Source organism: Geodermatophilus sp. SYSU D00684 (assembly GCF_054050455.1).
Window position 1 is genome coordinate 47,025 of the sequence record NZ_JBJGZI010000007.1, and the last position, 11,549, is coordinate 58,573.

13 protein-coding genes are annotated in these 11,549 nt (G+C 75.9%); 5 read left to right on the top strand and 8 right to left on the bottom strand.

The genetic code is table 11. The annotated features are described in order from the left end of the window. Positions 1-43 precede the first annotated feature (43 nt). From lnt to ACI79L_RS06505, 3 genes are read left to right on the top strand one after another with little or no spacing between them, the layout of a single operon-like run. On the top strand, positions 44-1,687 hold the full coding sequence (gene lnt / locus ACI79L_RS06495; RefSeq protein WP_456935984.1) for an apolipoprotein N-acyltransferase: 1,644 nt from the start codon (positions 44-46) through the stop codon (positions 1,685-1,687). Then, positions 1,684-2,475: a polyprenol monophosphomannose synthase gene (locus tag ACI79L_RS06500; protein ID WP_456935985.1), complete on the top strand. Its 792-nt coding sequence runs from the start codon at positions 1,684-1,686 to the stop codon at positions 2,473-2,475. Before lnt ends, ACI79L_RS06500 begins: the two co-directional genes overlap by 4 nt. A 39-nt stretch (positions 2,476-2,514) precedes the next feature. Beyond that, positions 2,515-3,039 (top strand): FxsA family protein, encoded by a 525-nt coding sequence (locus ACI79L_RS06505; protein WP_456935986.1) that lies wholly within the window; start codon positions 2,515-2,517, stop codon positions 3,037-3,039. Here ACI79L_RS06505 and ACI79L_RS06510 read toward each other — a convergent pair. The 6 genes from ACI79L_RS06510 to ACI79L_RS06535 form a co-directional block, all read right to left on the bottom strand. Beyond that, positions 3,036-3,590, bottom strand: a complete 555-nt coding sequence (locus tag ACI79L_RS06510) for a dihydrofolate reductase family protein (RefSeq protein ID WP_456935987.1) — start codon at positions 3,588-3,590, stop codon at positions 3,036-3,038. The two genes, ACI79L_RS06505 and ACI79L_RS06510, sit on opposite strands and share 4 nt — an antisense overlap. 176 nt (positions 3,591-3,766) lie before the next feature. Next, complete coding sequence (locus tag ACI79L_RS06515) at positions 3,767-4,111, bottom strand: RNA polymerase-binding protein RbpA (protein WP_456929647.1); 345 nt, start codon at positions 4,109-4,111, stop codon at positions 3,767-3,769. Positions 4,112-4,304: 193 nt separating this feature from the next. Next, positions 4,305-5,030 (bottom strand): thymidine kinase, encoded by a 726-nt coding sequence (locus ACI79L_RS06520; RefSeq protein ID WP_456929646.1) that lies wholly within the window; start codon positions 5,028-5,030, stop codon positions 4,305-4,307. After that, entirely contained in the window at positions 5,027-6,373 is a 1,347-nt protein-coding gene (locus tag ACI79L_RS06525) for an MFS transporter (RefSeq protein ID WP_456935988.1), read from the bottom strand. The genes ACI79L_RS06520 and ACI79L_RS06525 overlap by 4 nt, the downstream gene beginning before the upstream one ends. Positions 6,374-6,434: 61 nt before the next feature. Next, a complete protein-coding gene (locus ACI79L_RS06530; protein WP_456935989.1) occupies positions 6,435-7,334 on the bottom strand; it encodes a lysophospholipid acyltransferase family protein in 900 nt (299 codons plus the stop codon). Further along, the gene (locus tag ACI79L_RS06535; protein WP_456935990.1) at positions 7,331-8,107 is read right to left on the bottom strand and encodes a glycerophosphodiester phosphodiesterase; all 777 of its coding nucleotides are present in this window, start codon (positions 8,105-8,107) and stop codon (positions 7,331-7,333) included. Before ACI79L_RS06535 ends, ACI79L_RS06530 begins: the two co-directional genes overlap by 4 nt. A gap of 105 nt (positions 8,108-8,212) precedes the next feature. Here ACI79L_RS06535 and ACI79L_RS06540 point away from each other — a divergent pair, with 105 nt between their 5' ends. After that, complete coding sequence (locus ACI79L_RS06540; RefSeq protein ID WP_456935991.1) at positions 8,213-8,638, top strand: hypothetical protein; 426 nt, start codon at positions 8,213-8,215, stop codon at positions 8,636-8,638. A 33-nt stretch (positions 8,639-8,671) separates the two neighbouring features. On the opposite strand, the gene ACI79L_RS06545 is transcribed toward ACI79L_RS06540, so the two are convergent. Further along, positions 8,672-8,911 carry a hypothetical protein gene (locus tag ACI79L_RS06545; protein WP_456935992.1) on the bottom strand — a complete coding sequence of 80 codons (240 nt, stop codon included), beginning with the start codon at positions 8,909-8,911 and terminating at the stop codon, positions 8,672-8,674. 570 nt (positions 8,912-9,481) lie between these two features. After that, entirely contained in the window at positions 9,482-10,435 is a 954-nt protein-coding gene (locus ACI79L_RS06550; protein WP_456935993.1) for an ABC transporter permease, read from the bottom strand. A gap of 70 nt (positions 10,436-10,505) precedes the next feature. Between ACI79L_RS06550 and ACI79L_RS06555 the strand changes: the two genes are divergently transcribed. Next, positions 10,506-11,363 (top strand): ABC transporter permease, encoded by an 858-nt coding sequence (locus tag ACI79L_RS06555; protein WP_456935994.1) that lies wholly within the window; start codon positions 10,506-10,508, stop codon positions 11,361-11,363. The last annotated feature ends 186 nt before the right edge of the window (positions 11,364-11,549 follow it).

Genomic DNA, 11,549 nt, shown 5'->3' on the forward strand with positions numbered 1-11,549 from the left:
GCCCGGGCGCTGCCCGCGGCAGGACGTCGCGGGGAGGTCGTGGGTGCCGCCAGCAGCCGTGACGCAGGAGCGGGACACCGGCTCCGGCGCGCCCGCGGGAGCCGGCCGGCGCCGGGCCCGCCGCCTGCCGTGGCGCACCGCGCTCGCCGCCGCCGGCGGCCTGGCGATGCTGCTGGCCTTCCCCGGCTGGTCGCTGCCCCCGCTGGCGGTGCTCGGCCCCGCGGCGCTGGCGCTGGCCGTGCGCGGGCAGCGGCCCCGGTCCGGCGCGTGGCTGGGCCTGGTGTGCGGCCTGGCGTTCTTCGTGCCGCTGCTGTCGTGGACCGGCACCTTCGTCGGCGCGTTCCCCTGGCTGGCGCTGGCGGTCTCCCAGGCGCTGTTCCTCGCGCTGCTCGGCGCGGCCGGCGCGGCGGTGTCCGGCCTGCGGCTGTGGCCGCTGTGGACCGCGGCGCTGTGGGTGGCCGACGAGGCGCTGCGCGGCCGGCTGCCGCTCGGCGGCTTCCCCTGGGGCCGGCTGGGGCTGAGCCAGACCGACGGCGCGTTCCTCTCCCTCGCCGCCTACGGCGGGGTGCCGCTGGTGTCCTTCGCCGTCGCGCTCACCGGCACCCTGCTGGCCGCGGCGCTGCTCGCGCTGGCCCGGGCCTGGCGCGCGGCCGGCGAGGGTGCGGCCCGCGGGCCGGCGCTGCGCACCGCGGCCGCGCTGGTCGCCGCCGTCCTCGCCGTCCCGCTGCTCGGCGCGCTGGCCTGGACGCCGCTGCCCGGCCCCTCGCTCACCGACGGCGGTCCCACCCGGACCGTCGCCGTCATCCAGGGCGACGTCCCCGAGGCCGGGCTGGAGTTCAACGCCCGCCGCCGGGCGGTGCTGGACAACCACGTGCAGCAGACGGTGCAGCTGGCCGCCGCCGTCGCGGCCGGGGACCGGGCGCAGCCGGACCTGGTCGTCTGGCCGGAGAACAGCTCCGACATCGACCCCTACCGCAACGCCGACGCCGCCCGGCAGATCAGCCGCGCCGCCGAGACGATCGGCGCGCCGATCCTGGTCGGCGCGGTGGTCGAGGGGCCGGGCCGGTACCTGAGCAACACCGGCATCGTGTGGGACCCCGAGACCGGGCCCGGCGACACCTACGTCAAGCGGCACCCCGTCCCGCTGGCCGAGTACGTGCCGGCGCGGGCGTTCTTCCGCTTCTTCAGCGACAAGGTGGACCTGGTCCGCCGCGACTTCACCCACGGCACCGAGGTCGGGGTGCTCGACGTCGGCGGCGCGCCGGTGGGCGACGTCATCTGCTTCGAGGTGGTCTACGACTCCCTCGTCGCCGACACCGTGGAGGCCGGCGCCGGGATGCTCGTCGTGCAGACCAACAACGCCACCTTCGGCTACACCGACGAGAGCGAGCAGCAGCTGGCCGCCAGCCGGCTGCGCGCGGTCGAGTTCGGCCGCACCGTCGTCGTCGCGGCCACCAGCGGCATCTCCGCCGTCGTGGCGCCCGACGGGTCGCTGGCCCGCCGCTCGGAGCTGTTCACCGCCGCGGTGTTCGTCGAGGACGTCGCCCAGCGCGACTCCACCACCGTCGCCGAGCGCCTGGGCGCGGCCCCCGAGTGGGGACTGGCGGCCCTGGGCGCCGGCGCGGTGCTCGCGGTCGCCGCCCCGGCGCTGCGCCGCCGGCAGCGGGCCCGCCGGGCCGCCCGGTGAGCGCGGCGCGGGTCCTCGTCGTCGTCCCCACCTACGACGAGGTGGAGAACCTCGAGCCGATCCTCGACCGGCTGCACGCCGCCGTCCCCACCGCGCACGCCCTGGTCGTCGACGACGGCTCGCCCGACGGCACCGGCGAGCTGGCCGAGAAGCTCGCCGCGCGGGACGACCGGGTGCACGTGCTGCGGCGCGCCGAGAAGGCGGGCCTGGGCCCGGCCTACGTCGCCGGCTTCCGCTGGGGCCGGGAGCGCGGCTACGACGTCCTGGTGGAGATGGACGCCGACGGCTCCCACCACCCCGAGCAGCTGCCGCTGCTGCTGGCCGCCCTCGACGCCGCCGACCTCGCGCTGGGCTCGCGCTACGTGCCCGGTGGCCGCGTCGAGGACTGGCCGCGCCGGCGGCTGCTGCTGTCCCGGCTGGGCAACGTCTACACCCGCCGCGCGCTGCGGCTGCCGCTGGCCGACGCCACCGGCGGGTTCCGCGCCGTCCGCGGGGAGCTGGTGGACCGGCTGCCCTTCGACGAGGTGGCCAGCCAGGGCTACTGCTTCCAGGTCGACTGGGCCTGGCGCGCCTGGCGGGAGGGCGCCCGGGTGGTGGAGGTGCCGATCACCTTCAGCGAACGCGAGTTCGGCAGGAGCAAGATGACGCCCTCGATCGTTGGAGAGGCGTTGGCACGGGTCACCCTCTGGGGCCTGCAGGACCGGCTGGCCGACCGCCTGCCGGGCCGGGTCCCACCGCCCGTGCCGGGACGGGTCCGCGACCGCGGGCGGTCCAGCGAGGTCCGGTAGGCGGACCCGGGCCGCCCGCGGGCCGGGCCGGGGAGTGCCGTGGGACACCGGGTACGGGTGCTGGCGGGGCTGTGGGCCCTCGCCGAGGTCGTCGTCTTCGCGCTGGTCGCCGCGTGGATCGGCGTGGGCTGGACGCTGCTGGCCGCGCTGGCCACCACCGTCCTGGGCTGGGGACTGCTGGCCCGGCAGGGGACCCGGGCGCTGGACGAGCTGCGCGCCCGCGCCCGGGAGCACCGCGCGCCGGGCACCGCGGCCACCGACGCCGGGCTGGTCGCCGTGGGCGGCGCGCTGATGGTGCTGCCGGGCTTCCTCGGCGACGTCGTCGGCCTGCTGTGCCTGCTGCCGCCCACCCGGCCGCTGGTGCGCGCCGTGGTGGGCCGCGGGCTGGCCGCGCGGCTAGGCCTGTCCGCGCCGGTGCGGGTGCGCAGCACCCGGGTGCCCGGCCCGGTGCACGCCCGGCCCGGCGGCGGGGTGCGGGTCATCGAGGGCGAGGTGGTCGAGGGCCCGGTCACCCAGGACCCGGTCGCCGGGGCCGACGTCCCCGGGCGGCGGGTGCCCCGCTAGTCCCGGCGGCGGGGCCGGAAGCGCAGGCAGGTGCGCTCGCCCACCCGCTCGACGTCGATCACCTCGAGCCGGCCGGGGGCGACGCCGTCGAGGGCGCGCAGGCCGCCGCCGAGCAGCACCGGCACGACGTCGACGCGCAGCTCGTCGCACAGGCCGGCGTCGAGCAGCTGGCGGTTGAGGTCCGCGCCGCCGACGACGGTGACCGCCTTGTCGCCGGCGAGCTCGCGGGCGGTGTCCACCGCCTCGCGGAGGTCGCCGCAGAAGGTGACCCACAGCCGGTCGTTGCGCCGCGGCGGGGTCGCCGGCGGGTGCGTGGTCAGGACGACGATCGGCACCTGGTACTCGTAGTCGTCGGCGTAGGAGTCGGGATCGGGCGCGCCGTCGTAGGTGCGCCGGCCCATGAGCACCGCGCCGGTCTCGGCCTGGGACGCCGCCAGGTACCGCTCGCCGGCCGGGGTGCCGAGGTCGGCGTAGAGCATGCCGAAGTCCCCGTCGGGGTCGGCGGTGTAGCCGTCCAGGGACATGGTCATGCCGGCGATCAGGTGCGCCACGGGTCCTCCTCCGGTCGGGTCCTGCGGGGCAGACCGGGGGAGGGGCGGGAACTCATCGGTCCCCGGACGCGCAACGGCCCCGGTGGGGAGTCCCACCGGGGCCGCAGACGTGACCGGAACGGCCCGCCTCCCGGGGTCCGCCGCGAGTCCGCGAGCGGTGGGAGGCGGGTCCTGCCTCAGCTGGCGCGGGTCCGCCGGCCGCGCAGCACCTCGAGGCGCTCGGCGAGGACCTCCTCGAGGTCCTCCACGGAGCGGCGCTCGAGCAGCATGTCCCAGTGCGTCCGCGGCGGCTTGACCTTCTTGGGCGCCGGCTCGGAGCCGCCGACCAGCTTGGCCGAGGAGCCGTCGAACTTGCACTCCCAGGTGTCGGGCACCTCGGCGTCGTCCGCGAAGGGAACGGTGAACTGGTGACCCGAGGTGCACCTGTACTCGACGTACTGCCGCTCGATCGGCGCGGTGTTCCGCTCGGTCTCGTAGCTCACGCTGCCCAGTCGGCTGCCCCGCAGGGAACGCTCGCCCATGGCACACCGTCCTCTCGTGCTGGTGGTGTCGGTCAGGACTCCTCGTCGCGGCAGGGGGTACCCACTGCGGGAGGGTGTCGAAAGAGACCAACGGCGGATTTCGCGGAGAGATTCCGCTGAGTCGGTTCCCCATCATCGCATGGGGTGGTATTGGGCCGTGCGCGGCCCCCTCGGCCGGGGGAGACCGGCCGGCTCAGGGCAGGGCGAGCTGCCCGGGGCCCGCCGCGGTCGGGCCCAGCTGGCCGAGCACGTGGTGCCGCCGGCACAGCACCTGGTAGTGCACCTCCGGGCCGGGCTCGGGATCGGGATCGGGTGCCGGGGTGGGCGCGGTGTCGGCGACGACGACGGTGGCGCCCTCGCGGACCATCTGCCCGTCGACGACCCGGGCGTTGAGCAACCCGGGCAGCCCGCACCAGCACAGCACCTCGACCTGGATCCGCTGCACGTCGTCGGCGACCTCCAGCAGCCGCTGGGTGCCCGGGAACAGCCGGGCGCGGAAGTCGGTGGTCAGCCCGAAGGCGTAGACGTCGACGTGCGAGGCGTCGACGAGCTCGGCGAGCTGGTCCACCTGCCCGGGGGTGAGGAACTGCGCCTCGTCGACGATCAGGTAGTCCACCCGCCGCCCGTCGGCCCAGTGGCTGCGCACCAGGAGCAGCAGGTCGGTGCCCGGGTCCACCTCGACGGCGTCGCGGCACAGCCCCACCCGGGAGCTGATCCGCGGCTGCGCCGACCGGTCGCCCTGGGTGAGCAGCAGCCCCGAGCGGCCCTGCCGGCTCTGGTTGTGGTCGACCTGCAGCGCCAGCGTGGACTTCCCGCAGTCCATCGGCCCGTGGAAGAACCGCAGGTGCGCCGGGGCGGGGGCGCGCCGCCGGTCCCCGGCCGCCGGGACCGCCACCAGCGGGGCGGACGGGTCGCTCACAGCCGCTCCGGCGGGGTGTTGCCCGCGGCCTGCACGGCCCGGCGCATCGGCAGCCGCAGCAGCAGCAGGAACCCGGCGACGAAGAACACCACCAGGCTGATGATCGCGTACCGGTAGGAGCCGGTGAGCTGGTAGGTCAGGCCGAACGCCAGCGGCCCCAGCCAGCTGGTCCCGCGGTCGCTGATCTCGTAGAAGCTGTAGTACTCCGCCTCCCGGCCGGCCGGGATGAGGTGGCTGAACAGCGACCGGGACAGCGCCTGCGTGCCGCCCTGCACCAGCCCGATCACCGCGGCCAGCGCGTAGAACTGCGCGACCGCGCCCTCCTGCAGCCAGTACGCCGCCACCAGCACCGCCGTCCAGGCGACCAGGCAGCCCAGCACGGTCCGCTTGGCGCCGTAGCGGGCGGCCACCCGGCCCAGGCCCAGCGCCCCGAACACCGCGACCACCTGGACCATGAGGATCGCGCCGGTGAGCACCGACTGGGACAGCCCCAGCTCCTCGCTGGCGTAGGTCGCCGACAGCGAGATGACCGTCTGCACGCCGTCGTTGAACAGCAGGTACGCGCCGAGGAACCACAGCGTGAGCGGGAACGCCCGCATCCCGCGCAGCGTGGCGGCCAGCTGCCGGAAGCCGCTGGTGGCGCCGCCGTGCCCGGCCACCGGCGGCCGGTCGCGCAGCAGCGAGACGGTGACCAGGGTGAACAGCCCCCACCACAGCCCCGACGTCGCCAGGCAGATGCGCACCGCCTCGCCGGTGGTCAGCCCCAGGGACTCCGCGCCGAGGAACAGCCCCAGGTGCACGGCCAGCAGCAGCGCCCCGCCGACGTACCCGAACGCCCACCCGCGGCTGGACACCGCGTCGCGCTCGTCGGGGCCGGCGAGGTCGGGCAGCCACGAGTAGTAGACGACCGTCGCCGCGCCGAACGCCACGTTGGCGACGACGAACAGCGCCGCGCCCAGCAGGTAGCGGCCGTCGGCGACGAAGAACAGGCAGGTCGCGGCCAGCGCCCCGAGCAGCGCCAGCCCGCCGAGCAGCTGCCGCTTGCGCCCGGTGCGGTCGGCGACGGCGCCGGTGAGCGGCAGCACCACGACCTGCAGGACCACCGAGAACGACAGCACGTAGGAGAACCAGCTGCCCGGCGGGATGGACAGGCCGAGGAAGGGCAGCCGGCCGTCGGCGCCGGCGGCGTCCTCGGCGACGGTGGTCAGGTACGGGCCCAGGAAGACCGTGGTGACGCTGGTGTTGAACACCGACATCGCCCAGTCGTAGGAGTACCAGCCGAAGCGCTCGCGGCGCAGGGCGCGGTCGACGGGCTGCGCGGCGTCGACGTGGGGGGCGGTCACGGGCGCAGGGTGCCAGCCCGGCGCGACCCGTTCCAGCACCGGGCGGTCACGGGATGCCTCGTCACGGGATGTCCGGGGGGACGACGCCGCCGGGGAACGCCGCGGCGCCGTTGGTCGGGCGGGTGGGGTCCGGGTGCAGCGGCCGGCCGGCCGCGCGCAGCGGCACCAGCCCGCGGGTGATCGCCGCGGCGATCCGCATCCGCGCCCGGTTGGCGTCGCCCACCCGGCCCAGGCGCAGGTCCTCCAGGTACACCGGCGGGCCGACGTGCACCCGCAGCACCGGCCGCTGCACCAGCGAGCGGGCCAAGGTGCGCAGCTTCCCCCAGTCGTTGCCGTACTGCAGCACCTCCTGCGCGCCCCACTGGCTGACCGGGATCACCGGCACCCCGACGCCGAGCGCCAGCCGGGCCATCCCGGTGCGGCCGCGCTCGGGCCACCCGTCGGGCGCCAGCCCGACCCGCCCCTCGGGATAGGCGACGACGTGCCCGCCGTGCACCAGCGCCACCTCGGTGACCCGCACCGCGTGCCGGGCGACCTCGGTGCCGCGCTCCACCCGGATGCCGCCGGCCCGCTCGAGCAGCGGCCCCACCACCGGCGCGGAGATGATCCCGCCGGTGGCCATGATCCGCGGCACCACGCCCAGCCGGTGCAGCGCGACCGCGATCACGAACGGGTCGAAGTCGCCGACGTGGTTGGCCGCCAGCAGCAGCGGCCCGCGGCGCAGCTCCTCGGGGATGCACCCGGTGACCTCCACCCGGCCGAACAGGTCGACCAGCCAGGAGAACCGGCGCAGCAGGAGCAGCCACACGTCCCACGGCGGCGCGGCGGCGATGGCCAGCTCGCGGGCGAACCACTCGGGGTCGCCGTCGTGCAGCACCGCCTCGAGGTGGTCGGGCAGCGGCGGCGGGGCCGGCCGCCACTCCCGCAGGGCCGTGGTCAGCCGCTCGAGCGGTCCGGTCACCGGCCCACCCACTGGCCGCGCGCCTCGAGGATCTCCTTCAGCATGGCCGGGCGGTCGGTCATGATGCCGTCCACGCCGAGGTCGAGCATCGTCCTCGCCTCCTCCGCGGTGTCCACCGTCCACACGTGGACCTGCAGGCCGCGGGCGTGCGCGGCGGCGAGGAACCGCTCGTCGACCAGCGCCCGGCCGCCGAGCTGCAGCGGCACCTGGGCGCAGCCGGCCTGCATGCGCACCAGCCCGGCCGCGCGGGGGGAGTAGGACGACAGCCGCAGCGCCGCCACGCCCCGCGGGCCCAGCGACGTGCACACCGTGGGGCCGAGCAGCCGCCGGGCGGCGGCGACGCGGGCGTCGGAGAACGAGGCGAGGCAGACCCGGTCCAGGACGTCCATCCGGCGCAGCACCCGCACCAGCGGCGCGAGCACCCCGGCGGCCTTGATGTCGAGGTTGAACCGGACGTCGGGCCAGGCGCCGAGCAGGTCCTCCAGCCGCAGGATCGGCTCCCGGCCGCCGATGCGGGCGGCCGCGACCTCGGCCCACGGCAGCTGCTCGATCCGGCCGGTGCGGTCGGTGACCCGGTCCAGCGCCGGGTCGTGGAAGACGACGACGACGCCGTCGGCGGTCACCCGGACGTCGGTCTCGATGTACCGGTAACCCATCTTCACGCAGGCCTCGAAGGCCGGCATGGAGTTCTCCAGGTGCTCGATCGCCCCGCCGCGGTGCGCCATCGCCACCGGCGCCGGCGCGTCGAGGAAGGCGAACCGGGCAGCAGGCACGGGCGACACGCTAACCGGCGGCTCCGACGCGCTCACCAGCCCCTTCTCCCGGCGGGTCGGGCGTGTCCGCCGGGACTGTCGGTGGCGCCGTCTAGCGTGCCCGGCGTGGGCAAGCAGCACGCCGACCGCGTGGTCGGGACCGACGGGACGGCAGGGAAGGCGGACACGACGACGGGACGGCAGGGGAGCGGCACCGAACGGCGCTGCGGCTGGTGCCGGCGGGTGCTGCCGCAGGCGGGCTCGGTCGGCCGCCCGCGGATGTACTGCGGCCAGGCCTGCCGGCAGCGCGCGTACGAGCAGCGCACGGCGGTCGCCAAGGCCGGCCTCTCCGACGACGTCGTCCTGGTGCGCCGCGCCGAGCTCGACGGGCTGCAGGACCGGCTGTTCCAGCTGCGCTGCGCGCTCGAGGACGTCCAGACGCTGCTCGGCGAGCGGCACACCAAGGCCGAGCTCCAGCGGTCGCTGGCCGACCTGGTGCACTCCACGGGCCGGCTCGACAAGCTCTGGGTCTCCGAGCGCGCCGCCGGCTGATCCCGCGTCGCGGGCCGGTCCGTCAGCGGCGGGTCAGTCCGGGTCCTGGGTGTCGTCGTCCTGGTCCTCGGGCGCTTCCTGGTCCGGGTTGCTGTTGTCCGGCAGGTTGTCCTGCGACTCGTCGGCCGGGTCGTTGCCGCCGGTGTTCTCGCTGTCGTCGGTGGTGCCGTCGTTCTGGGTGTCACCGGCCGCGTTGCAGCCGGTGAGCGTCGCGCCGCCTCCGAACAGCGCCAGCGCGGTCATGAGGGCGGCGATCGGGCGGCGGAGTTCCATGTCCTCGACCCTAAGCAGGCACCGCGCCGGGCGCCCGTCGAAGCCGCCGACACCACCGGCATAACGTCACTGTGACGGAATGACGGTGGTGTCGCCGGGTGGGGCGGGAGGGGACCCCGGTCCGAGCGGGGTCCGGATCGGCCGTCGACCAGGACCCGGACGATCACCGGGGACATCGACGGACGCGGCCGGACCGGGTCCCACGGGTGATCGGCCGACGGGTGGTCGACACGTGGCCGGGCGGCGACGGGTGTCGCGGAGTCGTGCGCAAGGTCCGGATCGAGGAACCGGTGGAAACGCGTGGGCACAGCCGGCACGACGTCGCGTGCGCCGACGACACGAGCACGACGACACGAGCACGACGACACGAGCACGACGACACGAGCACGACGACACGAGCACGACGACACGAGCAGCCCGTTGACAACCGGTCACCGACGGGCGGACCGGACACCCGGCTCATGGCGGCCTCCGGGCGTCCCGACAACCCCTCCCGGGCTCCAGGAGCTCCCGCCGATAATGCACATTATGTCAACTAAGGTGGAGCGGACCCGCTCCCCGGGCACCTGATCAGGTCGCCGGACTCAGGCGGACCCGCGGGTCGACCGCCGCCGCGACGACGTCGGCGACCGCGTTCGCCACGATCACCGCACCGATGACGACCGTGGTGAGCCCGACCAGCAGCGCCCGGTCGTGTGCCTCGATCGCGCTTAGGATCGCCGCCCCGACGCCGGGCATGCCGAACACGCCCTCGACCACGATCAGCCCCACGACCAGCTGGCCCAGGTTCGCCGCCACGAACATCACCACCGGCGTCAGCGCCGGCCGCAGCGCGTGCACGCCGACCACCCGGGACGGCGACAGCCCGCGGCCGCGCGCGGCCTGGACGAACGGCGCCCGCAGGGTGTCCCCGACCTCGGCGCGGGTGATCAGCGCGACATAGCCGGTCGACAGCGCCGCCAGGGCGAGCACGGGCAGGACGTAGGCCGCCGGCTCCCCCGTGTGCCCGTTGAACGGCGCCCAGCCGAGCTCGGAGACGAAGACGAAGCGCAGCAGGTAGGCCGCGACGACGACCGGCGTGCCCACCAGCACCGTGGCCACCGCGTAGACGCCCGTGCCTCTCCACCGGCCGCTCGTGGCCAGCGCCCCGGCGACCACGCCGACCACGAACTGCACGACCACCGCGCCGGCGAGCAGCGCCGCGCTCACCGGCGCGGTGGCGGCGACGACGTCGAGCACGGCCGGCCCGGGCACCACGGCGTCGCCCCGGAGGGAGGGCAGCCCGCGCCCCCAGTCGCCGGTCAGCAGGTCGCGCAGGTAGAGGCCGTACTGGACCGGCAGGGGCTCGTCGAGGCGGTACTCGCTGCGGATGCGGGCGTAGAGCGCCGGGGGTGGCGGCTGAAAGCCGAACAGCGCCCGCACCGGGTCCCCGGGGAGTTGCGTCACGGCGACGAACACCAGGGTCACCGCCGCCCACAGGCTGAGCAGCATCTGCCCGGACCGGCGGGCGACGAACGCGACCACGGGCGACATCGTGGCAGGACGGTGATCAGCCCGGTCGACGGCGCGGTCCCCGCTCGGTCAGACTCCGCCGGTGCCGTCCCCGTCCCCCGACCCCCAGGAGGTCCGGCCGGCGGCGGGGCGCTGGAACGCACCGCTGGTCCTCGCCGTCGCCGTGCTGGGGCTGCTCACCGCGACGGCACTGGCGCCCGGCGCCTTCACCGACGCCGACCCCCGCTCCTGCGACCTGGCCGACTCCCTGGCGGCGCCGTCCTGGGACCATCCCTTCGGCTTCGACCTGTTCGGCTGCGACCTGCTCGCCAAGACGATGTACGGCGCGCGGACGTCGCTGCTGCTCGCCCTCGCCGTCATCGTGCTCAGCGGCCTGCTCGCCGTCGTCCTGGGGACGCTGGCCGGCGCGGCCGGGGGCTGGGTCGACGGCGTCGTCTCGCGACTCACCGACGTGTGGTCGGGCATCCCGCTCGTGCTCGGCGGCGTGGTCCTGCTCAGCGCGACCGACCGCCGCGGGCTGTGGCAGGTCGTCGCCGTGCTGACGGTGTTCAGCTGGCCGCCGATGGTGCGCGTCATGCGGGCCGGCACCCGGCAGGTCCTGGTGCTCGAGTACGTCACCGCGGCGCGCGCCCTGGGCACCGGGTCGCTGCGGCTGGTCCTCCGGCACGTGCTGCCCAACGCCGTCCGCCCGCTGCTGGTGTTCGCCAGCGCCTACGCGGGCGTGCTGATCTCCGCCGAGGCGGTGCTGACCTTCGCCGGGGTCGGGCTGCAGCGGCCCACCGAGTCCTGGGGCATCCTGCTGCAGCAGGGCGGCGAGGCGGCGTCCCGGGCGCCGCACGCCCTCGTCGCGCCGAGCCTCGTGCTCGTCGTCGCGGTGGCCGCCTTCGTCCTCCTCGGCGAGGGTCTGCGCGTGGCCGGCCGGACGGGCCGCGGGCACTGAACCCGCTCCCCCGGCCGGCTCCCGGACACCGGTGCGGTCCCCGGGGGCCGCACCGCCCTCCCCCGTCGGAGCGGGAGGCCAGGGTGCTCCACGGCCGAGGGGCACCCCGCGCGGTAACTGGTGTCTTGTGCGTTCGAGCGGCTGAAGTTGCCCACTCGTTGGGGATAACGGATCGAGGTGGCGCTC

Excerpts from the sequence above, each read along its gene's own strand:
- ACI79L_RS06545 (WP_456935992.1), bottom strand. The coding sequence starts at position 8,911 with ATGGAACTCCGCCGCCCGATCGCCGCCCTCATGACCGCGCTGGCGCTG.
- ACI79L_RS06515 (WP_456929647.1), bottom strand. The coding sequence starts at position 4,111 with ATGGGCGAGCGTTCCCTGCGGGGCAGCCGACTGGGCAGCGTGAGCTAC.